Annotated in this window: 14 protein-coding genes, 1 tRNA gene and 1 pseudogene; 12 read left to right on the top strand and 4 right to left on the bottom strand. The window is 69.6% G+C overall.

The features are described 5' to 3' along the window. Positions 1-104: 104 nt before the first annotated feature. From fdh to C8E99_RS07085, 4 genes and pseudogenes are all read left to right on the top strand, one after another. Positions 105-3506, top strand: a pseudogene (gene fdh / locus C8E99_RS07100) (formate dehydrogenase); the annotation flags it as partial. 105 nt (positions 3507-3611) lie between these two features. Continuing rightward, complete coding sequence (locus C8E99_RS07095; RefSeq protein ID WP_115931695.1) at positions 3612-4832, top strand: 4Fe-4S dicluster domain-containing protein; 1221 nt, start codon at positions 3612-3614, stop codon at positions 4830-4832. Next, positions 4829-5956, top strand: coding sequence for an NrfD/PsrC family molybdoenzyme membrane anchor subunit (nrfD, locus tag C8E99_RS07090; RefSeq protein WP_115931694.1), 1128 nt, complete (start codon positions 4829-4831; stop codon positions 5954-5956). The genes C8E99_RS07095 and nrfD overlap by 4 nt, the downstream gene beginning before the upstream one ends. An 82-nt stretch (positions 5957-6038) precedes the next feature. After that, a complete protein-coding gene (locus C8E99_RS07085) occupies positions 6039-7499 on the top strand; it encodes a sugar porter family MFS transporter (RefSeq protein WP_115931693.1) in 1461 nt (486 codons plus the stop codon). Here the strand turns inward: C8E99_RS07085 and selD are convergent. Continuing rightward, the gene (selD, locus tag C8E99_RS07080) at positions 7456-8436 is read right to left on the bottom strand and encodes a selenide, water dikinase SelD (protein WP_425452921.1); all 981 of its coding nucleotides are present in this window, start codon (positions 8434-8436) and stop codon (positions 7456-7458) included. The genes C8E99_RS07085 and selD overlap by 44 nt on opposite strands. A gap of 87 nt (positions 8437-8523) precedes the next feature. On the opposite strand from selD, the gene C8E99_RS07075 reads away from it, so the two are divergent. The 3 genes from C8E99_RS07075 (at position 8524) to selB (ending at position 11964) form a co-directional block, all read left to right on the top strand. After that, positions 8524-8618, top strand: a tRNA-Sec gene (locus C8E99_RS07075). 72 nt (positions 8619-8690) lie between these two features. Then, positions 8691-10133, top strand: a complete 1443-nt coding sequence (gene selA / locus C8E99_RS07070) for an L-seryl-tRNA(Sec) selenium transferase (RefSeq protein ID WP_115931691.1) — start codon at positions 8691-8693, stop codon at positions 10131-10133. Position 10134: 1 nt separating this feature from the next. Continuing rightward, positions 10135-11964, top strand: coding sequence for a selenocysteine-specific translation elongation factor (gene selB, locus C8E99_RS07065; protein ID WP_115931690.1), 1830 nt, complete (start codon positions 10135-10137; stop codon positions 11962-11964). 5 nt (positions 11965-11969) lie between these two features. Here the strand turns inward: selB and C8E99_RS07060 are convergent, their stop codons facing one another. Further along, on the bottom strand, positions 11970-12614 hold the full coding sequence (locus C8E99_RS07060; protein ID WP_115931689.1) for a hypothetical protein: 645 nt from the start codon (positions 12612-12614) through the stop codon (positions 11970-11972). Positions 12615-12772: 158 nt separating this feature from the next. Here C8E99_RS07060 and C8E99_RS07055 point away from each other — a divergent pair, with 158 nt between their 5' ends. The 5 genes from C8E99_RS07055 (at position 12773) to C8E99_RS07040 (ending at position 18774) form a co-directional block, all read left to right on the top strand. Next, the gene (locus tag C8E99_RS07055; RefSeq protein ID WP_245952146.1) at positions 12773-14095 is read left to right on the top strand and encodes a Na+/H+ antiporter family protein; all 1323 of its coding nucleotides are present in this window, start codon (positions 12773-12775) and stop codon (positions 14093-14095) included. Positions 14096-14199: 104 nt separating this feature from the next. Beyond that, the gene (locus tag C8E99_RS15860; protein ID WP_170144547.1) at positions 14200-14352 is read left to right on the top strand and encodes a hypothetical protein; all 153 of its coding nucleotides are present in this window, start codon (positions 14200-14202) and stop codon (positions 14350-14352) included. Further along, positions 14349-15101, top strand: a complete 753-nt coding sequence (locus C8E99_RS07050) for a thymidine kinase (RefSeq protein ID WP_115931688.1) — start codon at positions 14349-14351, stop codon at positions 15099-15101. Before C8E99_RS15860 ends, C8E99_RS07050 begins: the two co-directional genes overlap by 4 nt. A gap of 112 nt (positions 15102-15213) precedes the next feature. Next, positions 15214-17538 (top strand): transglycosylase domain-containing protein, encoded by a 2325-nt coding sequence (locus C8E99_RS07045; protein ID WP_115931687.1) that lies wholly within the window; start codon positions 15214-15216, stop codon positions 17536-17538. Positions 17539-17628: 90 nt separating this feature from the next. Then, a complete protein-coding gene (locus tag C8E99_RS07040) occupies positions 17629-18774 on the top strand; it encodes an acyl-CoA dehydrogenase family protein (protein ID WP_115931686.1) in 1146 nt (381 codons plus the stop codon). Between the two features lie 117 nt (positions 18775-18891). On the opposite strand, the gene C8E99_RS07035 is transcribed toward C8E99_RS07040, so the two are convergent. Then, entirely contained in the window at positions 18892-20616 is a 1725-nt protein-coding gene (locus C8E99_RS07035; RefSeq protein WP_245952144.1) for a bifunctional 3'-5' exonuclease/DNA polymerase, read from the bottom strand. A 247-nt stretch (positions 20617-20863) separates the two neighbouring features. Next, positions 20864-22879 carry a vWA domain-containing protein gene (locus tag C8E99_RS07030; protein ID WP_115931684.1) on the bottom strand — a complete coding sequence of 672 codons (2016 nt, stop codon included), beginning with the start codon at positions 22877-22879 and terminating at the stop codon, positions 20864-20866. Positions 22880-22947: the final 68 nt, after the last annotated feature.

Here is a 22947-nt window from a genome sequence, read left to right as displayed (position 1 = left end):
TGGTCAATCGGACTTGAAGCTCCTTCATATCTTAGGGTCGAAACGACCGGAAGGGAAGAGCGGTGGTGCCTGACATGGGGGCTGACATCGACTAGGGTGGGCGCATGTCACGGAAGACTCCAATGGGATGGCCGGTACTCCGGCAATTCCTGGGCGGCGACCCCCTGGGCCGCAGTTCTTCCGTGGTGTCCAGGAAGACCACAGAGATCACTCCGCGCACCACCACGGCGGACCGTGCCGTCCAGAGCGTGTGCCCCTACTGCGCCGTCGGTTGCGGACAGAAGGTCTTCGTCTCGGACGAGAAGGTCGTCCAGATCGAGGGGGACCCGGAATCGCCGATCTCCCGTGGCCGGTTGTGCCCCAAGGGCTCCGCCAGTGAGCAGCTCGTCAACTCGGATACCCGCCAGACGTCGGTCCTGTACCGCGCCTCGCGCGCCAAGGATTGGCAGGAGATGGACTTGGAGACGGCCACGGAGATGGTCGTCGATCGGTTCCTGGAATCACGCCGCAACAAGTGGCAGGACGTGGACGAACACGGCCGCCATCTCGGACGCACCATGGGCATCGCCTCGCTCGGCGGGGCCACCCTGGACAACGAAGAGAACTACCTGATCAAGAAGCTCTTCACCGCGGCTGGAGCGATCCAGATCGAGAACCAGGCCCGTATTTGACACTCCGCCACGGTTCCCGGTCTGGGGACCTCCTTCGGGCGCGGCGGCGCCACTCAAACGCTGCAGGACATGGCCAACGCTGACTGCATCATCATCCAGGGTTCGAACATGGCCGAGGCCCACCCTGTGGGTTTCCAATGGGTGACCGAGGCGAAGGCCCGCGGCGCCAAGGTCATCCACGTCGATCCCCGGTTCTCCCGCACCTCGGCCGTGGCGGACAAGCACGTCCCGATCCGGGCCGGCTCGGACATCGTCCTGCTGGGCGCGCTGATCAACTACGTGATCCAGCACGAGAAGTGGTTCAAGGACTACGTGGTCGCGTACACGAACGCCGCTTCCGTCATCAATGAGGACTTCCGGGACACCGAGGACCTGGACGGCCTGTTCTCCGGTTTCGACCCGGAGACCGGCGGCTATGACATGTCCAGCTGGTCCTATGAGCCGGATCGCGCCGCGCACTCGGGAAACCCCGGAGCACCGGGCGACTCAGGAGGCAACGACGGCGACGCCCCGGCCGAGGAGGACGGCGCCGAGGAGACCGCACAAGCGGCCGGAGACCAGTACGGCATGGGCGGGCCCGAGTTGGACGTGAGCAAGCCGCGGCGGGACGAGACGCTGCAGCACCCGCGTTCGGTGTTCCAGATCCTCAAGCGGCACTACTCCCGGTACACCCCGGAGATGGTGCGGGACGTCTGCGGCATCTCCATCGAGGACTTCGACCTGCTGGCCCGGACCGTCACGGAGAACTCCGGGCGCGAGAGGACCACGTGCTTCGCCTACGCCGTCGGCTGGACCCAGCACACGGTCGGCGCACAGTACATTCGCACCGCCACGATCCTGCAGTTGCTGCTGGGCAACATGGGCCGCCCCGGCGGCGGCATCATGGCCCTGCGCGGTCACGCTTCGATCCAGGGTTCCACGGACATCCCCACCCTCTTCAACCTGCTGCCCGGCTACCTCCCGATGCCGACCGTGGAGAAGGAGGACCTGTCCACCTACCTGGACGGGATCGCCTCGAAGAAGCAGAAGGGCTACTGGGCCAATGCGGACGCCTACACCATCAGCCTCCTCAAGGCCTGGTGGGGGGATGCCGCCACCGAAGAGAACGACTGGGGCTACGGCTACCTGCCGCGACTGACCGGACCGCACGGGACCTACCAGTCGGTCGAGGGCATGATTGCGGGGGAGGTCGAGGGCTACTTCATCCTCGGCCAGAACCCCGCCGTGGGTTCCGCCAACGGCCGCATGCAGCGGATGGGAATGGCGAACCTGAAGTGGCTCGTGGTCCGCGACTTCCAGCTGATCGAGTCCGCCACCTGGTGGAAGGACGGGCCGGAGATCGAGACCGGCGAGCTGCGCACCGAGGACATCGAGACCGAGGTGTTTTTCTTCCCCGCGGCAAACCATGTGGAGAAGGCCGGCACCTTCACCCAGACCCAGCGCCTGGTGCAGTGGCGTCACCAAGCAGTACAGCCGCCGGGGGACGCGCAGAGCGAGCTGCAGTTCTTCCACGAGGTCGGCAAGCGCATCCGTGCCCGGCTGAAGGACTCAACCGATCCCCGCGATCGCCCCCTGTTGGACCTGACCTGGGACTATCCCGAGGACGAGCACGGGGATCCGGACGCCGAATCGGTGTTGGCTGAGATCAACGGACGGCACCTGACCGGTCCCGACGCCGGTAGGCACCTGTCCACGTTCAATGAGATGAAGGCGGACGGCTCCACCGAAGGCGGCTGCTGGATCTACACGGGCGTCTACGCGGACGGCATCAACCACGCCGCGGACCGGGAGACCGGTGTGGCGGACGGCCCGGCCGGCAAGGAGTGGGGCTGGGCCTGGCCGGCCAACCGCCGCATCCTCTACAACCGCGCCTCCGCGGACCCCGAGGGCAAGCCCTGGAGCGAGCGCAAGAAGCTCGTCTGGTGGGATGAGGAGCAGGGCCGCTGGGTCGGCAACGATGTGCCCGACTTCCCGGTCACCCTGGCTCCCGGCACCACACCGGACCCGGAGGCCGGCGGTCCTGCGGCGCTGGCCGGGGACGATGCGTTCATCATGCAGGCCGACGGCAAGGGCTGGCTGTTCGCCCCGAAGGGCATGGTGGATGGGCCGTTGCCCACGCACTACGAGGCCCAGGAGTCCCCGGTCCCGAACGTGATGTATGCGCAGCAGCACAACCCCACCCGGGTGACCGTGCCGCGTCCAGACAACTACAGCAAGCCCAGCGCGGGGATGCCCGGCGCGGACGTGTACCCGCTCCTCTTCACCACCTACCGGCTGACCGAGCACCATACGGCCGGCGGCATGAGCCGCTGGCTGCCCTACCTGTCCGAGCTGCAGCCCGAGATGTTCTGCGAGGTCTCACCGGAGCTGGCGGCGGAGCGCGGGCTGGAGCCCTACGGCTGGGCGACCATCGTCTCGCCGCGGGCCGCCATCGAGGCGAAGGTGCTCGTCACCGAACGCATGCGGCCGCTGAGGATCGGCGGGGCGGATGGGCACGGGCAGACCGTCCACCAGATCGGCCTGCCCTACCACTGGGGTGTCGGCGGCAACGCGGTGGTCAGCGGGGATTCCGCCAACGACCTCGTCGGCGTGACACTGGATCCGAACGTGCTCATCCAGGGATCCAAGGTGGGTGCCTGTGACATCATCCCGGGCCGCCGGCCCCGCGGTACCGACCTGTTGGACTTCGTCGCCGGCTACCAGCGGTGGGCGGGCCTGACGGTCGACAGCGGCAACGAGGGCGTCACGGGATCCGGTGAGGACGCCGGGCCGGAGGCGGACCCGATGGCACCGCCGGAGATGACGAGCGCACGGCCGCACCCACCCGCGGACGGGCCGGTGGTCCCGCACGATCCACCGGGTCCGCTCGGACAGCAACCCAGCCAGCGACCCAGCCACCAACCCCCGGCCACAGAACCACGCACAGGAAGGGAGGAGTAGATGGTGCAGATGACACAGGGCCCGGATGCGACTGTAGAGGGCAACCCCACGGCGGACGCCCACTACGAGCACCCACACCCGCGCAAGGGCTTCTTCACGGACACCTCCATCTGCATCGGCTGTAAGGCCTGCGAGGTGGCCTGCAAGGAGTGGAACCGCAACCCGGTCGACTCGGACTACACGCTCTCCAACTCCTCCTTCGACAATTCCGAGGGCCTCGGAGCGGACACCTGGCGCCACGTGGCGTTCGTCGAGCAGGATCGGCAGCGCGTGGAAGAGGCCCGTGAGTCCGGACGCGCGCTGGTCAGCCTGGGCATGCCCACCCTTCGGCGGGCGCCCGGAAGCGGAGCCGGGGGAGCGGACGACGCCGGCGCCATCCGTCCCAGCACCCGCACCGGTACCCGCTCGGGTCCGTTGGACGGCCCGATCGACGCCAGCCTGGTCGGCGGCTTGCAGGCCGGACCCGACATGGGTGGACTGGACGTGCTGTCCTCCCTCGGCTCGGCGGTTGATTCCTCGGCCGTGGACATCACCCCGCCGGACACCCCCGAATTCCGTTGGTTGATGTCCTCGGATGTCTGCAAGCACTGCACCAACGCCGGTTGCCTGGACGTGTGCCCCACCGGTGCGCTGTTCCGCACCGAGCACGGCACCGTGGTGGTCCAGGACGATGTCTGCAACGGCTGCGGAACCTGCGTGGCCGGTTGCCCGTTCGGTGTGATCGAGCGCCGCAAGGACGGCATCGCCCAGCCCAAGACGGATCGGTCGCCGGCGCCGGGCGTGCACGCCGAGAAGCCATCGAAGGCAGAGAAGGCCGCCCAGCCGAAGAAGAACAAGAACGCCGGCGTCGCGCAGAAGTGCACGCTCTGCTACGACCGCATGACGGACGGGCAGACCCCCGCGTGTGCGCAGGCCTGCCCCACCACCTCCATCCGGTATGGGGAGCGCGAGGACATGGTTGCCTCCGCGCAGGAGCGCGTGGCCCAGCTCCACGCGCAGGGCCGCACCGAGGCCCGCCTCTACGGCGCGAACCCGAAGGACGGGGTCGGCGGCACCGGTTCCGTGTTCCTCCTGCTGGACGAGCCCGAGGTGTACGGCCTGCCGCCGGACCCCCGGGTCCCCACCCGGGACCTGCCCCGGATGTACGCCCGCGCCGGGATCGCCATGGCCGGCATGGTCGCCGCCGCGGGACTGGCATTCCTCGGTGGGGGCCGCCGGTGACGACCTCCGAGTTCGACAGCTACCGCCCGCCCGAGGAGCCCCGCAGGCGCCGGCGCCGGGACCGTCCGGAACAGGGCAACCGCCGGCACCGTAGTGGCCTGGCCCCCTCCACCTCGGACGGCGGCCGCGAGATGGCCATGGTGCCCGAACCGCAGTTCACCAACACCGCCTCCAACTCCTACTACGGCCGCCCCATCGTCAAGGCCCCGCCGTGGGACGAGCGCGTGGCCGCCTATCTCGTGTGCGGTGGCATCGCCGGGGGATCCTCCCTGTTGGCCTTCGGTGCCCAGCTGACCGGCCGCGAGATCCTGCGCCGGAACACGCGCATCACCGCGCTGGCAGCAGCCGGCGTCGGCGCCGTGGCCCTGGTGGCGGACCTCGGCCGCCCCGAGCGGTTCTACAACATGATGCGCACCGTGAAGGTGTCCTCACCGATGAGCCTGGGCTCCTGGGTGCTGGCCGGCTTCAGCACCGGTGCCGGCGTGGCTGCGGCGGCGGACGTGGACCGGATGCTGGGGGAGAAGCTGCCCCTGGGACCGCTGCGCGGGATACTGCGGGCCGTCGAGGGGCCGGCCGGCGGGCTGGCCGCGCTGCTCGGGGCCCCGCTTGCCGGGTACACGGCGGTGCTGCTCTCGGACACGGCCATGCCCACCTGGAACGATGCGAAGGAGGACCTGCCGTTCGTGTTCGTCAGTTCCGCCTCCATCGCTGCCTCCGGGATGGCCATGATCACGACGCCGGTGCGCCAGACCGCGCCCGCCCGGGCACTCGCGGTGCTCGGCGTGGTGGCCGATGTGGTCGCGACCCGCTACATGGAGGCCCGGATGGACCCGGTAGCGGTGGAGCCGCTGGAGACCGGCCGTCCCGGGATGCTGATGAAGTGGAGTGAACGGCTGGCGATCGCTGGCGGCATCGGCACCCTACTGGGCGGCCGCAACCGCGTGGTGGCTGCCGTCTCCGGCGCCGCCCTGGTCACGGCCTCCGCATTCACCCGCTTCGGGGTGTTCTATGCCGGCAAGGACTCCGCTCAGGACCCGAGGTACACGGTCGAGCCGCAGAAGCGGCGCCTCGCTGCCCGCCGTGGGGCCGGCATCACGGACGATTCGATCACGACCGTCCGTTAGCGGCCGTCCCTTCGAATCACCGGTGGCGAGGCGTACGGTGTTGCACATCACGCCATCTGTCCTCGTCACCGCAAGGAATCCCATGGTCACCAAAGACCCCACCAGCCGGCTCAACGCCCGCGTCATCGGCATCTGCATCGCCGCCGCGCTCGGCGGTTTCCTGTTCGGCTTCGACACCTCGGTCATCAACGGCGCCGTCGATGCCCTGTCCGAACAGTTCTCGCTCGGGGCGGGGCTGACCGGTTTCGCCGTGTCCTCGGCCCTGATCGGATGCGCCGTGGGTGCCTGGTTCGCCGGGCCCGTGGCCAACCGGCTCGGCCGCGTGCCGGTGATGCTGCTGGCCTCGGTCCTGTTCCTGGTGTCCGCGATCGGATCCGGTCTGGCCTTCGGGGTCTGGGACCTGATCGTCTGGCGTGTGATTGGCGGTCTGGGCGTGGGAGCGGCGTCGGTGATCGCCCCGGCCTACATCGCCGAGGTCAGCCCCGCCGGGGTCCGCGGCCGCTTGGGCTCCCTCCAACAGCTGGCCATCGTCACCGGCATCTTCGTGGCCTTGCTCTCCGATGCGATGTTCGCCAACCTGGCCGGGGGCGCCGCCGAACCGTTCTGGTGGGGGCTGGAGGCCTGGCGGTGGATGTTCATGGCCGAGGCCGTCCCCGCCGCCCTCTACGGGATCTTCGCCTTCCGGCTGCCCGAGTCGCCGCGGTTCCTGGTGGGCCGGGGAAAGCTGGACCAGGCCGCCCAGGTGCTCTACGACTTCACCGGGGTGGAACAGGTCAACCTGAAGATCCAGGAGATCAAGGGCACCCTGGACTCCGAGAAGCGGGAGTCCCTGCGTGACCTGGCCGGATCGTTGATGGGGCTGAAGCCGATCGTGTGGGTCGGCATCGCCCTCTCGGTGTTCCAGCAGTTCGTCGGCATCAACGTCATCTTCTACTACTCCACCACGCTCTGGCGCTCCGTCGGGTTCGAGGAATCCGATGCCCTGACCGTCTCGGTGATCACCTCGGTGACGAACATCGTGGTGACGATCATCGCCATCCTGTTGGTGGACCGGGTCGGCCGGCGGCCCATGCTGCTCGTGGGCTCCCTGGGCATGGCAGTCTCCCTCGCCCTGATGGCCGTGGCCTTCTCCTTCGCCACCACCACCACCGCCCCGGACGGCACCACCAGCGCCGAGCTCGGCGGAGCCTGGGCGACAGTGGCCCTGGTGGCGGCCAACGCGTTCGTCGTGTTCTTCGGTGCCACCTGGGGACCTCTCGTCTGGGTCCTGTTGGGGGAGATGTTCCCCAACCGGATCCGCGCCGGTGCCCTGGCGGTGGCGGCCGCAGCCCAGTGGGCGGCCAACTTCGCGGTGTCCACCACGTTCCCAATGCTGGCCGACACCGGCCTGAGTCTGGCCTACGGCCTCTATGCGGCGATGGCCGCGCTGTCCTTCATCTTCGTGTGGTGGTTCGTGACGGAGACCAAGGGCCGGGAACTGGAGGAGATGACCGACTCGGTCAGCGCACGGCGATCCCGGACCCGCTCACCGTCTCCCCTATGACCGGGTAGCCCGGCACTTCACCGACCACGAGCAGGCCGCCCGAGGTCTGCGCATCGGCCAACAACAGCAGGTCGTCCTCGGTGATGCCGGCCCCAGTGGTGAGGTGCGGCCGCACCCAGTCCAGGTTGCGGCGCGTGCCGCCGGAGACGTATCCGTCCCGCAGCGCCTCGGCGGCCCCCTCGATCAGGGGCACGGCGGCGCGGTCGATCACGGCGCCGACGCCGGAGGCCCGAGCCATCTTGTGCAGGTGTCCGAGCAGTCCGAAGCCGGTGACGTCCGTGGCGGCCGTGCGGCCCGCGGCCAGGGCGGCCGCGGCGGCCTCCTGGTTCAGGGAGGTCATCGACTCGATGGCGGCCGGAGAGGGCTCGCCGGTCTGCTTCACCCGGTTGTTCAACAGCCCGACGCCGATCGGCTTGGTGAGGGTGATCGGCAGGCCGGGCTGTGCGGCGTCGTTGCGCAGCAGCCGGTCCGGATGGGCGGTGCCGGTCACGGCCATGCCGTAGATCGGTTCGGGGTTGTCGATGGTGTGGCCGCCGATCACGGGGGTTCCGGCGAGCCGGGCCACGTCCAGGCCACCCCTGAGCACCTCGGTCAGGACCTCCATCGGCAGCACGCCCCGAGGCCAGCCCACGAGGTTGATCGCGACCACGGGGGTGCCGCCCATCGCGTAGATGTCGGACAGCGCGTTGGCGGCGGCGATCCGGCCCCAGTCGTAGGCGTCGTCCACCATGGGGGTGAAGAAGTCCGCGGTGGACAGGACGGCGAGCCCGTCCCGGATCAGTACGGCGGCGGCATCGTCACCGTCGTCCAGGCCCACGATGACGCCGGGATTCGTCTGACCGCCGAGCCCACGGACGGCCTCCTCCAACTCACCCGGCGGGATCTTGCACGCGCAGCCGCCGCCATGGCCGTACTGGGTGAGCCGGATCTGGGTGATGTCGTCACGGGTGGTCACGTTGGGCTCCATGGCCACACCCTAGCCCGCTGCCCGGCCCGCTGTGGATCTGCTGGTAGTTTCAGGGACGGAAGCGTCTGTGTCCTGGTGGTCACCCCGGTCTTCAAAACCGGTGAGACCGAGCATCTCGGTCTGGCGGGTTCGATTCCCGTCCGCTTCCGCCAACGTCACCCCACGCCCGCCGGCACGGGCGAGTCGATCACCCTCACCGCCTGGCGGTACCGGAAGGAGAACCCGTGACCGCTGCGCCACCGGACCGCGGGGAGGATCCCCGGCGCCGGATCCCGCGCACGGACGACCTGCTCGCCCTGCCCGAGGTCGTCGACGCGCGGACCCGCCTCAGCGAGACGGTCCTCCGATCGCTCGTCACCCATGCCCAGTCCCGTGCCCGGAGCGGGGAGATCAACCCCGAGGACGTGACGCCAGCCGTTCGTGCCGCCGTCGCCTCCCGGAACGCCACCATCCTGCGGCCGGTCCTCAACGCGACCGGCGTGGTGGTCCACACGAACCTGGGCCGGGCCCCGCTGCCGCCGGCCGCAGTGGAGGCCGTCGTCGCCTCCAGCGGCTACGTGGACGTGGAGCTGGATCTCGTGAGCGGTCAGCGCGCGAAACGCGGCACCGGCACCCGGCAGGCGCTGCTCGCCGCCGTCCCCGCTGCCGTGCACGCCGCCGTCCCTGAGGGCCTGGACGCCCTCGTCGTCAACAACGGGGCCGCGGCCCTCGTCTTGGCCACCACGGCGCTCGCCGGAACCGGGGAGCTCATCGTCAGCCGTGGCGAACTCGTGGAGATCGGTGCCGGCTTCCGCCTGCCGGACCTCATCACCTCCACCGGGACCCGGCTGCGCGAGGTCGGCACCACCAACCGGACTCATCAGGCCGACTACGCCGATGCCATCGGCCCGCAGACCACCGGCCTGCTCAAGGTCCATCCCAGCAACTTCCGCGTCGACGGCTTCACCTCCTCCGTCTCGATCGCGGAGCTGCGCACGCTGGCTGACGAGGAGGCGGCCGGTCGAGGCGACGGCCGGCCGTTGCCGCTCATCGTGGACATCGGTAGCGGCCTCCTCACACCGGACCCCCTGCTGCCGGACGAGCCGGACCTGGCCGGTGCGCTGACCGCAGGGGCCGACGTCGTGATTGCCAGCGGGGACAAGCTCCTCGGCGGGCCACAGGCCGGGATCCTCCTGGGCCGCCGCCGCACCATCCAGCGGCTGGCCACGCACCCGCTCGCTCGCGCCGTGCGGGCGGACAAGTTGACCCTGGCCGCTTTGGAAGCCACCCTCACAGGCGGGCCCAGCCCGGTCGCCCGATCCCTGCACGCGGACCCCGCGCGCCTGCGCGAGCGCGCGGACCGGCTCGCTGCCGCCGTCGGCGCACCGGTGGTGGCGCACGAGGGCCGCGTCGGGGGAGGGGGCGCCCCGGGCGTCCCCCTGGCCGGGTGGGCGGTCCGTCTCCCCGAGGAACTGGCGCCGCTGCTGCGCACCGGGGAGCCCGCCGTGCTGCCCCGTGTCCATGACGGTGCGTGTCTGGTGGACCTGCGCTGCATCCCCGAGCCCGACGACGGCCGGCTGGCCGACGCGGCCCGCGCCGCCCAGGCACGACTCGCCAGCAAAAACAGCTCTCGCAGTCCCGGCAGCACTGGCGATCATCCAGACCAGTCGCACGGATCCGGGCGCTGACATGTACGTCGTCGCCACCGCCGGCCACGTGGACCACGGCAAGTCCACCCTCGTCCGCGCCCTGACCGGCATGGAACCGGACCGCTGGGCCGAGGAGAAACGCCGGGGGCTGACCATCGACCTCGGATTCGCCTGGACCCCCCTGCCCTCGGGGGAGGACGTCGCGTTCGTGGACGTCCCCGGTCACGAGCGGTTCCTCGGCAACATGCTCGCCGGCCTCGGCCCGGCCCCGGCCGTCTGCTTCATCGTCGCGGCGGACGAGGGCTGGCAGGCCCAGTCCGCTGACCATCGGGACGCCATCGCCGCCCTCGGGATCGAGCACGGGCTCATCGTGGTCACCAAGGCGGACCGCGCCCCGGAGCGGGTGGACGCCGTGCTGGCGCAGACCCGCGCCGAGCTCGCCGGAACCGCGCTGGCCGGGGTGCCGGCCGTCGTCGTGTCCGCCGTGACCGGTGCGGGACTGGAGGACCTGCGGCACCAGCTGGGGCGCGTGCTGGCGGACCTTCCCGCGCCCGCGGTGGCCGGACGTGTCCGGTTCTGGGTGGACCGCTCGTTCACCGTCAAGGGGTCCGGCGCAGTGGTGACCGGCACCCTGACGTCCGGGACCCTGGCCGAGAATGACCGGCTCGAGGTGCTCGGCGCCGACTCCCCGCGTGCCGTCTCGGTGCGTACCCTGCACAGCCGCAATCGCCCGCACCCGTCGATCGGTCCGACCCAGCGCGTGGCCGTGAACCTGCGCGGCACCACCGCGGACGAAGTTCACCGGGGCGATGCCCTGGTGACGCCCGGGGCCTGGCCGGTGGCCGGCGTCGTGGACATCCGGCGCACCACCGGCGCCGATCTCGACCAGGCGCCCGGGCAACTGCTGGTGCATGTCGGCACGGCGACGGTGCCCGCTCACGTGCGGCCCTTCAACGCCGGGCACGCCCGGCTGGTGTTCGAACGGAATCTGCCGCTGGTGCCGGGAGACCGGCTGGTGCTGCGCGACCCCGGCAGCCGGGCGGTGTTCGGTGGCGCCCAGGTGCTGGACGTGGACCCGCCGGAACTCACCCGGCGCGGCGCCGGCACCCGGCACGCGGCCTACCTGGAGACGGTGCCCGACGGCGGCGACGCCCGACTCGAGGTCGTGCGGCGGGGCGCGGTGCGGGTGGGGTTCCTCCAACGGCTCGGACTGGTGGGTCCGGCGGTGGGGGCGACTGGTGAGGAAGCGTCTGGTGAAGACAACGGGGTTCCGGCGGACGTCCGGGCGTTCGGCGACTGGTGGGTCCATGCCCCCGTCATGGACCGGTGGGCCGCACGACTGCGGGATGCCGTGGAGACGCTGGCCGGCAGCGACCCCCTGGCCGCCGGGTTGAGCCGGGGCGCGGCGGCCGCTTTGCTCGAGGTGGACTGGGACGACACCCTCCTGAACGCCGTCGTCGCTGAGGCACGTATGGTACAGCGGGGTGGCTACATCCGCCTGCCCGGCCAAGGCACAGGGCTGGGGCCGGCGGAACAGGCCATCGCCACCCTCGAGCGCCGCCTCGCGGCACACCCCTTCGACGCCCCCGAGGGCGACGACCTCACCGCCCTGAACCTCGGTGCCAAAGAGCTGGCGGCCGCCGAACGAGCCGGCCGGATCCTGCGGCTGGACGGGACAGTGGTGCTGCTGCCCACCGACCCGGCACTGGCCATGCGCGAGCTGGCCCGGCTCGAGCAGCCCTTCACCACCAGCCAGGCCCGTCAGGCGCTGGGGACCTCCCGCCGGGTGGCGATCCCGCTGCTCGAGCACCTGGACGCCCGCGGCTGGACTCGCCGCGTGGACGGCAGCCTCCGTGAGATCGTGACGTAGTCCCATCAAGCCCACGGATGTCTGCCACCGGCCGCCACGTAGGGCGGTTCGTCGTACCCGAAGGGCGGCAGGTCACCGGACTCGTCTTGCCACCGGATCTGCGGCTCCTGCCGCAGTATTCGCGCCAAGATGCCGTCCAGGCGTTCCCGGGCGTGATCGGCCAGTGCTGCGGTCAGGCCACGTTCCGACAGTTCCTTCGCCATGACCTCCGCGAGATCTGAGGGAAGCGGATCCCGGCAGTCCAGAGTGGCCTTGGCCAGTGCCATCAGATGGTCGTCCGGCAGGGCGCCGACCCCGACGACCCGGGCATTCTCCAGTAGGGCGGCCCGGGAACGCTGATCCGCCTCCCACCGGAGCTGCCATTCGGGTGTCGGCTGTTCGGCCATGGCGGCCAGCCAGTCGTAGTCGCCGTTCCGGTTCAACTGACGGATGCGCATCAGCACCACGTCGGCAGGCAGGTGTCTTTCGTCGGCAGGCAGCATGCGTCGCAGCTGGTTGCGCAATCCGTTGACGCTGCGGCCGACTGCCTCAGCGACCTCTTCAAGGGTGCAGTCCTGCCGCACGGCCTGCATGACGTCCGCGAAGTCCTGCTCGGTCCAGGTCTGTCCGTGGCGGATGGGGGAAGTTCTTCTGTCGTCTACGTCGGTCATGTCCTTACCCTGAGGCTGGACTCCCCAGTGTGGAACCGGAAGGTGACCGGGTGGGGATGGAATGTTCCGGATGGACACCTGTGGAGTGGTGGCCGGGCCCGACCGGTACACTCTTCGGGGCGCACATCGCGCCCCCACGAAACCGAGGTCCCACCACCGTGCTCCTGAATCCCGTCGTCGTCTCCGTCGTGGTCCTCGCGGCCCTGAGCCTGGCCCGGGTGAACGTGATCGTCGCCCTGCTCATCGCCGCAATTGTGGCAGGACTGATGTCCGGCCTGAGCGTGGAGGACACCATGTCCACGCTTGTTGGCGGGCTGGGCGGCCAGGGGGAGACGGCCCTGAGCTACATCCTGCTCGGCATCCTCTCGGTCATGGTGGCCCGCTCCGGCATCACGGAGAAGCTCATCCGCTGGATTCTGCCGCGGATTCAGGGCAAGCGGGCCATGACCCTGTTCGGGATCGCCGGACTGGCCTGCTTCTCCCAGAACCTCGTTCCGGTCCACATCGCCTTCATCCCCATCCTCATCCCGCCGCTGCTGACAGTGTTCAACCGGATGAAGATCGACCGCCGGGCCGTGGCCACCGCCCTGACCTTCGGACTCAAGGCGCCCTACATGCTGATCCCGCTCGGGTTCGGGCTGATCTTTCAGAACATCATCGTGGGGGAGATGGCCGCCTACGGCATGGAGGTCGAACTCTCCGAGATTTCGCTGGCCATGGCCATCCCGGTGGCCAGCATGCTGGTGGGCCTGGTGGTCGCGATCCTGGTGACCTACCGGCGTCCGCGCGAGTACCGGGACGCCGCTCCGGACCTCGGGGTGGCGGCCTTCGGCACGAACGGCGCCTCTGGATCGGACACGGGGTGGACCCGCCAGCACATCGTGGTGCTGATCGCCCTCGCGGTCACCCTGGTGCTCCAGGTCGTGTTCGGCTCACTCGTCATCGCCGCACTCGGTGGAGTGCTGGTCATCTTCGTGTTCCGCGGCGAACACTGGCGGACCTCGGACGAGCTCGCCCACGGCGGCGTCACCATGATGGGCACCATCGCCTTCATCATGCTGGTGGCCTCCGGCTACGCCTCCGTGCTCACCGAGACCGGGGCCGTGGACGACCTGGTCACCGCCGCGTCCGGCTGGATTGGGGACAGCCAGCTGCTGGCCGCCGTCGTGATGATGATCGTCGGCCTGCTCGTGACCATCGGCATCGGCTCGTCCTTCGGCACCATCCCGATCCTGGCGGCGATCTTCGTGCCGCTGTGCGCTGCCGTCGGCTTCAGCCCGCTGGCCACCGCGGCGCTGGTGGGCGCGGCCGGGGCCATCGGCGACGCCGGCTCACCCGCCTCGGACTCAACGCTCGGCCCGACGTCCGGTCTGAACGTGGACGGTCAGCACCACCACATCTGGGACACCTGCGTGCCCACGTTCATGCACTTCAACATCCCGCTGTTCTTCGGCGGCATCATCGCCGCGATGGTGCTGTAGCCGTCTCGTGGGCGGCGGCTCGTCAGGCCAGATCCCGGCGCATCACCAGCCGGGGAAGCCTGCTGGCCTCGCCTGGCCTGCACCCCTGGTGCCATCATGAGGCCATGGAGATCCGGCTACCCGACGACTGCGGCAATGCCCCGCGCATCGGCATCGTGAACGACGGAAAGGTCGCTGAGGTTCGCGCCTACTTCGTCGAGATGGCGAGCGAGATCGCGGTCGAGATGGCTGTCGAGTCGGCGGAAGGAACGGCATGAACAACGACGCCGGCCGTGGCCGAATCGAGGTCATCACCGGTCCGATGTTCGCCGGCAAGACCGAGGAGCTCATGCGCCGGGTCCGGCGGGCCACGATCGCCGGACTCCGGGTGCTGGTCGTCAACCACGCCCTGGACGACCGGAGGGGTGCCAGCCTCGTGTCCTCGCACGCCGGCGGGGCGATCCCGGCGACGTCCGTCAGCGGAGCGGCTGAGCTGCATGCTGTGGTGGACGAACCCGGCCGTACGGGCAGAACCGATGCGGGTCCTTCCAGCGCGGATGCAGAGTCTTCCGGTCCAGTTGCCAGCACGGTGCGTTCCCTCGATCTCCTGGCCATCGACGAGGCGCAATTCTTCGGGGCGGATCTGGTGCCGGTGGTGGTCGACTTGGCGGATCGAGGCGTCACGGTCGTGGTGTCCGGGCTGTGCCTGACCTTCGATGACCAACCTTTCGAGCCTCTGCCCGCACTCATGGCCACCGCCGAGTCGGTCACCAAGCTACTGGCCGTCTGTGCCGTGTGTGGGGCCGATGCGGCCTTCCACCGGCGTGTCCATGGTCACAGTGAGACTGGGATGCCGGGCGCCGACGTCCGGGTGCCGGGCGTTGACACCTCGGCACCGGGCTCAGAGACCGCGGTACCGGTCGCTGGGGAAGGTGCGGGCGCCGGCGTCGGGAATTCCCTGGTGGCCACGGTTGAGCACGTGGGCGGGGCGGAGCAGTACCAGGCGCGGTGCCGCCGGCATCGCTGAGAACGACCCGGGCACGCGGACTGCAGCGGCCGGACGCGGCGCGCGATCGGACTCACGCTCCGCCAGCCGAACGCCAAGGTTTCGTTCAGAAAACCCTGACACCGTGGCTCGAATGAGTTTTGTCCGCAGAGCCACGTCCACCACGGCCGGCAAGATCCTCTCATTCCTCGGGGTGAGCGCCCTCGCCGGACTCCTCGTGGCGGGGCTGTTCCTGCCGCTGGCCGTCACCGGCGGGGCCACGGCGTCCACGGGTTCGGACATGATCGAGCAGTTCCCCGCGGAGTTGCGTGAGGAACCCGTCAGCGTGCCCTCCCGCATCCTCGCGGAGGACGGCACGGAGCTGGCCACCTTCTATGCGGAGAACCGCCAGCCGGTCGAGCTGGACCAGATCAGCCAGGACATGCAGGACGCCATCATTGCGATCGAGGACGAGCGGTTCTACGAGCACGGCGGGGTGGACCCGCAGGGCATCGGCCGCGCGCTGGTCACCAATGCCTCCTCGGGATCCCAGCAGGGTGCTTCCACCATCACCCAGCAGTACGTGAACAACATGCTCATCAATGCGGACATGCTCCGGGGGGAGGAGCGACTGACGATCTCCGGCACGAAGACGTATGCGGACAAGCTCAAGGAGATGAAGCTGGCAGTCTCGGTGGAGCAGGAGATGTCCAAGGAGGAGATCCTCGAGGGGTACCTGAACATCGTGCTGTTCGGCGGCCGCACGTACGGCGTGGAGGCGGCCGCACAGTACTACTGGGGCATTCCTGCCGCGGAGTTGGACATCGCGCAGGCGGCCACCCTCGCAGGGGTGGTGAAGTCCCCGAACGGCTACAACCCGGAGACGAACCCCGAGGCGTCGGTGGAGCGGCGCAACATCGTGCTGAACTCCATGCTGTCCCAGGGGAAGATCACCGAGCAGGAGCACGAGGAAGCCACCAACGCGGAGCTCGGCCTGGACATCCACCAGGAGGCCACGGGCTGCATCTCCGCCTCCCAGGCCCCCTACTTCTGCGACTACGTGCACCGCGAGATCCTCGCGAGCGAGGCCTTCGGACCGGACGTCGAGTCCCGCGAGCAACTGCTGAACCGCGGTGGCCTGGAGATCACCACCACGCTGGACTCCGGCCTGCAGGACCAGGCCCAAAAGTCCGTGGAGAAGACCGCCCCCGCCGGGGATGCCTCGGGCGCGGGTGCCTCCCTCGTGACGCTGGAGCCGGGGACCGGCAACATCAAGGCGATGGCACAGAACACCAACTACTCGCCGGAGGAGAGCGAAGACGCCGGCAACACCGTGCTGAACTTCAACGTGGACGCGGCCCAGGGTGGCGGCAACGGCTTCCAGGGTGGCTCCTCGCTCAAACCCTATGTGGCGGCGACCTGGCTCGAGAGCGGCCGGTCCATGTATGACATCGTTGACGCCTCCCAGGACCACTGGCCGCAGGGGTCCGAGTTCAAGGCGTCCTGCCAGGAGGGGGGCTCGATCGCCATTCCCGATGAGGGGGGCTGGAAGGTCAACAACGTCATCGACAACATGAAGCGGGAGATGACCGCCGACTTCGGCCTCTACTGGTCCACCAACACCGTCATGGTCAACATGGCCGAGGAGCTGGACCTGTGTGACATCACGGACCTGACCACGCGCCTCGGCGTGCACCGCGCGGACGACGGCCAGCCCCTGAATCCCGCCAATCCCTCGTTCATCCTCGGCGCCGAGGAGTTCGCGCCCATGACCCAGGCCGCCGCCTACGCGGCCTTCGCGAATGACGGCCAGTACTGTGCCCCGCGCTCCCTGGTCTCCGTCAAGGACACCAACGGCAAGGAGTACGACGTCGGCGCACCGGAATGCGACCAGGCGATCGAACCCGAGGTGGTCGCCCAGCTGAACGAGACGCTCACCAACATCGCCCAGCGCACCGCGGATGAGACCGGCCAGACCGAGACCGTCGAGCAGGCGCCGATGGGCGGCAAGACCGGCACCAACAACGCACAGTCCTCCACCTGGTACATCGGGTACACCTCGGGGTTGTCCACGGCCAGCTGGGTGGGGCGCTACCAGGACCTGAAGTCCTTGGCCGGCGTTCCCGTCAACGGGCAGCGCCACGAGGACTTCTGGGGCAGCACGCTCGCGGCACCCCAGTGGTTCGACTACATGGGCCAGACGGCGCAGCAGTACCCGGCCGAGGAGTTCCGGGCGGCCCAGGACTCGCCGATCCAGAACCCGGGATCCCGTGACCGTTACCAGATGGGGGGAGACGGTACCGAACCGGACAACGAGCCCGAGCGGCCCGGCGATGCCGCTGACGGGACTCCGGACAACCCGGATGCCGATTCACCCTCGGGACCGGCGCCCAGCGGGACGGCCACGGAACCGACGCCCTCGGAGTCCGGATCACCGAGCCCGACGCCGTCGGGTTCCGGTTCGCCCGCGGCGCCGTAGTCCAATGGTGGACCAGGTCTCGAAACCTAAGCTACTCATGAGTAGTATCTTGGTGTCACACCCAGTCACCACCGCTCCGGGAGGATCACCGTGCGCCGCCGCATATTCGAGACCGAACATGAAGACTTCCGCGATGCCGTAGCCGAGTTCGTCAGCCGCAAGGTCACTCCGAACATCGAGGCGTGGGCCGAGGCCAAGGGCCTGCCGCGGGAGTTCTGGCTGCAGGCCGGACAGCAGGGCCTGCTCGGACTGGAAGTCCCGGAGGAGTTCGGTGGCGGCTTTCCGCAGGACTACCGCTTCAACGCCGTGGTCTTCGAGGAACTGGCCAAGGCCAGCTTCGCCATCTCCTCCTGCGTGGGCATCGATGCGGACATCGTGCCGCCCTACATCGTGGACCTCGGGACCTCTGAGCAGCACGCCCGCTGGCTGCCCGGGGTGGCGGAGGGCTCCATCGTCACCGCCATCGCCATGACCGAACCGTCCGGCGGCTCCGACCTGGCCAACCTCAAGACCACCGCGGTGCGCGACGGCGACGAGTGGGTCGTCAACGGTTCCAAGACCTTCATCACCAACGGCTACTCCGCCGACCTGGTGGTGGTCGCCGCCCGCACCAGTCCGGAGAAGAAGGCCAAGGGCATCACCCTGTTCGGCGTCGAGACCGGAATGGCGGGCTTCGAGCGGGGCCGCAAGCTGGACAAGGTCGGCCAGCCTGAATCGGACACCGCCGAACTGTTCTTCACTGATGTCCGCGTCCCGGCCGAGAACATCATCGGCCAGGTGGACACCGGATTCATCCAGATGATGAAGAACCTCCCGCAGGAACGTCTGGGCGCCGCCGTCTACGGGCTCGCCCACGCCCGTCAGATCCTGGACGAGACGATCGGCTACGCGAAGGAGCGCAAGGCCTTCGGGCAGTCGATCGGTGCCTTCCAGCACAACAAGTTCCTGCTGGCCGAGCTCGTGACCAAGGTCGAGGTCACCCAGGCCTTCCTCGACGACGCCATCATGGCCCACACCGCCGGCGAGCTCTCCGCCGTGGACGCGGCCAAGGCCAAGTACTGGGCCTCGGACGTGCAGAACGAGGTCATCGACCACTGCGTCCAGTTGTACGGCGGTTACGGCTACATGAACGAGTACCGGGTGGCCCGCGCCTGGAAGGACGCCCGCGTGAACAAGATCTGGGCCGGCTCCAACGAGATCATGAAGGAGCTCATCGGGCGCGATCTCGGGCTCTGAACCGAGTGAGTCGTCCGGGGGCTCCGGTGCGGGGCTCATTTGCAGGGGTTCGGATGCAGGGGCTCGCCGGCTGCGGCTATATCGGGAGCACCGGTCGCACCGGGCGCACTGGGCGCGTCAGTGGGCCGCGGCGTAGGACTCGGCAGCGGAGATCGAGAGTGGGAACCCCACTGGGGCCGCCCCGAACAGCAGCCGGCCGGCGGCTTGGGCCGCTTCCGTGACGATCTGATGCACGGCCGGCGCCTCCTCGGCGGGGCCATGCAGGACCACCTCGTCGTGGACGAAGAACACCAGGCGGGTCTTCATCGGGCGGAGGCTCCCGTTGGCTGTGGTGGTGCCTACGCGCAACCGCCGGCGGATCTCTCCCATCCAGCACAGGGCCCACTCTGCCGCGGTGCCCTGGATGACGAAGTTGCGGGTGAACCGGCCGGCCGACCGGCGTACGGTCCGGGCCCGCGACTCCGCCTCGGCCGTGGACACGTTTCCGGTGACCTCCAGCCACTCCGGCGCGGCCGGCGGGGAGGTTCGCCCCAGCCAGGTGGAGACCTGTCCGCCCTCCTCGCCGCGCCGCGCCGCGCGCTCGAGCAGGCCGATGGCCTCGGGGTACAACCGGCGCAGGTGGGGCATCAGCGCAGCTGAATCACCCGTCGTCGCGCCATACATGGCACCCAGTAGCGCCACCTTCGCCCGGGAGCGCTCGCCGAGTTCGGAACCGGCGCGCCGGCCCTGCTCGGCGACGGCCAGGTAGAGGTCGTGTCCGGAGCCGGCCTCGGCCAGGGCGCGGTCCCCGGACATCGCTGCGAGGATGCGCGGCTCCACCTGGGAGGCGTCGGCCACCGTGAGCAGATGCCCCGGATCGGCTCGGACGGCGTCCCGGACCACCGCCGGGATCTGCATGGCGCCCCCGCCGTGGGCGGCCCACCGGCCCGTCACCACCCCGCCGACGGAATAGGCCGGATGGAAGCGGCCGTCCCGTACCCACTCGTCCAGCCAATGCCACCCGTTGGCCGTCCACAGCCGGTACAGACGCTTGTACTCCAGCACACCGGAGATCAACCCGGACCGCCGCTGTGAGTCGGCGCCGCCCTCGGCGGCCCAGCCCTTCAGGTCCCAGGCCCGGGTGGAGGCCACGCGGATGCCGGCGAGGTTGAGCCCGCGCAACAGGTCCTGGGGTGAATCCGGATTGAGGCCGGGCACTCCGAGGGTGACGGCGATGTCCTCCGCGAGCTCCTGCAGGAGTCGGGGGCGCTGTCCCTCCGCCGGACGGGGGCCGAGCGCTTCGGCGAGCATCCGCTCGTGGAGGTCGCGGCGCCAGGGCAGGCCCTCGTGCAGGATCTCCGCCGCGATGAGGGCGCCCTGGGACTCGGCGGCCACCAGCAGATTGAGCCGGTGGCGGTGCCGAGAGCCCGCCACCGCGTCCAGCTGGGTCACCAGTTCGCGAGCCAGCTCGGGCGCGGTGGGGTTGTCCTGTCCTCGGCGGCTGGTTGAGGGCAGGTCGAAGAATGTTCCCTGATCCGCCCGTGCGGCTGGTGGTGGTTCTGCTGCCCACGGCTCGGGTTCCAGGACCGGGATGGGGACGGTGGGGGAGTAGGGGGTGGAGGTGGAGGTCGGGGTGGAGGCCGCGGTGGTCAGGATGCGCTGGCACAGACCCAGGTCCCAGCACCGGCCGATCTCCACACCGGCTTCGAGCAGCGGCCGGTAGTCCCTCGCCACGGAGGCGAACACCCAGCGCACGGCCTCGGGGTTCAGTCCGAGCCGAGCGGGCAGCGCGCGCACCAGGTCGGGGAGCGCGGCAGTGGTGACCGGCGGGAGGGATTCGATCCGGCCGTCGTCGACCAACACGGGTAGCCAGTGCCCTGAGTGCCCTGTGTGCCTGGATTGCTCCGGGTTCGAGCCGGGTGCCGGATCAGGGGCCGGACCCAGGACGATGTGCATCCACCCATTCAACACGACCCGAGCCTCTAGAAGCCCCTCGACGCCCCTGGACACGGACGGGCGCGCTGGAGTGCGGTGGCAGCAAGGCAGCAAGGCAGCAAGGCAGCCAGGCAGCTAGGCAGCTAGGTAGTCAGCCCGCCGGCCTGTCGCTCAGTCAGTCAGTCCAGTCCGGACCAGGTCGGTCGGAGGGGTGCGAGCGCGAGCGGAGGAATTCGCCCACGACGGCGGCGCCCAGGTCTTCCGCATCCGGCGCCACCACGCGGCCGTTCACCCGGCGGGCCATGGCGGCGAGGAAGTCCACCAACCCCGGGTCGGATCCCAGCCGGAAGAAGGTGGTCTCAGCACCGAGCCGGCCGACGCGGTCGAGTTCGGCGATGGTGGCGCGCAACGTTTCGCGGTCGGGCGGGTAGGAGAACCAGGCCTCAGGGCCGGCGCCGCCGTGGTGCAGGAGATGCGCGGTCGGTTCGCCGTCGGTGACAATGAGCAGCACCGGCTGCAGGGTGGGGTGCTGGCGGAAGAATCGGGTGGCGAGCATCAGCCCGTGGTGCAGATTGGTGCCCTGTTCGCGCATGGGTGGCAGGGCGGTGAGCTCGTCGATGTCCACTCGCTGGGCGTAGCGACCGAACTGCACGAGTTGCAGCTGGTCGCCGCGGAACCGGGTCGCGACGAGGTGGTGCAGGGCCAGCGCGGTGCGCTTCATGGGCACCCAGCGCCCCTCGGCCGCCATCGAGAACGAGGTGTCCACCAGGAGCGCCACGGCGGCCTGGGTGCGGGCCTCGGTCTCCTGGACCTCGACGTCGGCCACCTCGATCCGCAGACCGGACCGGGGATTCCTGCCCTCGGCGACCGTGCGGCTGATCGCGTTCGTGATGGTCCGGGTGACGTCCCAGGGCTCGACATCCCCGTACTGCCAGGCCCGGCTCGACCCGGTGAGTTCGCCGGCGGCTCCGGCCAGTCGGGTATCGCGCTGGCCCTGCCGGCCCGAGAGGCGGCCGGCGGCGTCCTTGAGCAGGGAGGTGCCGAGCTTGCGAACGGCCTTCGGGGAGAGCTTCAAGTCACCGTCGGTGCCGCGTTGCAGCAAGCCACTGTCCCTGAGGGCCTTCTCGAGTCGTTCGAGAGTCCTGGCATCGGCGGCGGCTTCGTCCCCGAGCTGGCGGGACAGCCGGTCCACATCCACGTCTGACAAGGTGGAGCCGGGAGCGGACTGGGAGAGCTGGTCGCTGAGCTGATCGAGTTCGGCCAGGTCTTGGAAGACCCCGGTGCCGTCTCCGAGGCCGAGGCCCTGGTCGCCGTCGAACTGTTCGGCGCCGGTCCAGTCCTCGCCGGGGCGCAGGCCTTGGAGATTGGCGTCGAGACGGTTCAGCTGGTCCAGGAGGTCCGCGGAGCCGAAGGCCTGTGCGGACAGGGCCATCAGTTCTTCACGCTGTTCTGGGGACATGGAGCGGAGCATGCGCTGGGCCGCCGCGGAGCGCTGGGCGAGGGCGTCGATCAACTCGTCAATGTCTTTCGGATCTTCCGGGAACTGGTCACCGTGTTGGGCCATGAAGTTCTGGAAGTCCTCGGGGGTGTCCTCGCCGCGGGCATGCTTGTCCAGCAGATCGTTGAGGTCACGGAGCATGGCGGCGATGGCCGTCCGATCCTGCTCGGTGGCGCTTTCCAGCGCGTTCTTCATGCCGGCGAACCGCTGGTCGAGCAGCTCGCGGCCGAGCAGGTCCTTGATCTCCTCGAAGGCGCGGCGCGCGGTGTCCGACTGCCAGTCATAATCGGCCAATTCCGTGACGGCGGCGGCAGTGGAGGCAGGGAGGTTCTGCAACTGCATCTCCCGGAACGCTCGGTCGGTGTCGTCCATCCGGATGTCGCGGGCCAGCTGTTTGCGCTCCTCGAGGACGGCCTCGTCCAGCAGCTTCTTCGCCTCCTGGAGGGTGCCGTCCAGGCGGTGCCGATTGAGCAGGTCCCGGCGCTTCTGCTGGACGCGGCCGGCGAGTTCGTCCAGACCGGCCATCGTCCGCCCGCCGCGGCGCAGGAACTCGCGCAGGGCCTGCGCGGGGGAATATCCGGCCATGACGTCATCGGCCACGGCATCGAGTGCCTCGGAGAGGTCGATCGGCGGCGCGAGTGGATCGGGACCGCCGTCGTAGCGGCCGTAACGTGAGGACTGGTGGTGTCTCACGGTGACTCCTTCCCCCTGATGTGGGGTCTCAGCCTTCCACCGTCACTCTACGTCTTCCCGACGCCGGC

This window comes from Citricoccus muralis (assembly GCF_003386075.1).
GTDB classification, from domain to species: Bacteria; Actinomycetota; Actinomycetes; order Actinomycetales; family Micrococcaceae; genus Citricoccus; species Citricoccus muralis.
This window is presented reverse-complemented; position numbering and strand designations above follow the sequence as displayed.

Excerpts from the sequence above, each read along its gene's own strand:
- C8E99_RS07095 (WP_115931695.1), top strand. The coding sequence starts at position 3,612 with ATGGTGCAGATGACACAGGGCCCGGATGCGACTGTAGAGGGCAACCCC.
- C8E99_RS07085 (WP_115931693.1), top strand. The coding sequence starts at position 6,039 with ATGGTCACCAAAGACCCCACCAGCCGGCTCAACGCCCGCGTCATCGGC.
- selB (WP_115931690.1), top strand. The coding sequence starts at position 10,135 with ATGTACGTCGTCGCCACCGCCGGCCACGTGGACCACGGCAAGTCCACC.
- C8E99_RS07060 (WP_115931689.1), bottom strand. The coding sequence starts at position 12,614 with ATGACCGACGTAGACGACAGAAGAACTTCCCCCATCCGCCACGGACAG.
- C8E99_RS15860 (WP_170144547.1), top strand. The coding sequence starts at position 14,200 with ATGGAGATCCGGCTACCCGACGACTGCGGCAATGCCCCGCGCATCGGC.
- C8E99_RS07050 (WP_115931688.1), top strand. The coding sequence starts at position 14,349 with ATGAACAACGACGCCGGCCGTGGCCGAATCGAGGTCATCACCGGTCCG.
- C8E99_RS07045 (WP_115931687.1), top strand. The coding sequence starts at position 15,214 with ATGAGTTTTGTCCGCAGAGCCACGTCCACCACGGCCGGCAAGATCCTC.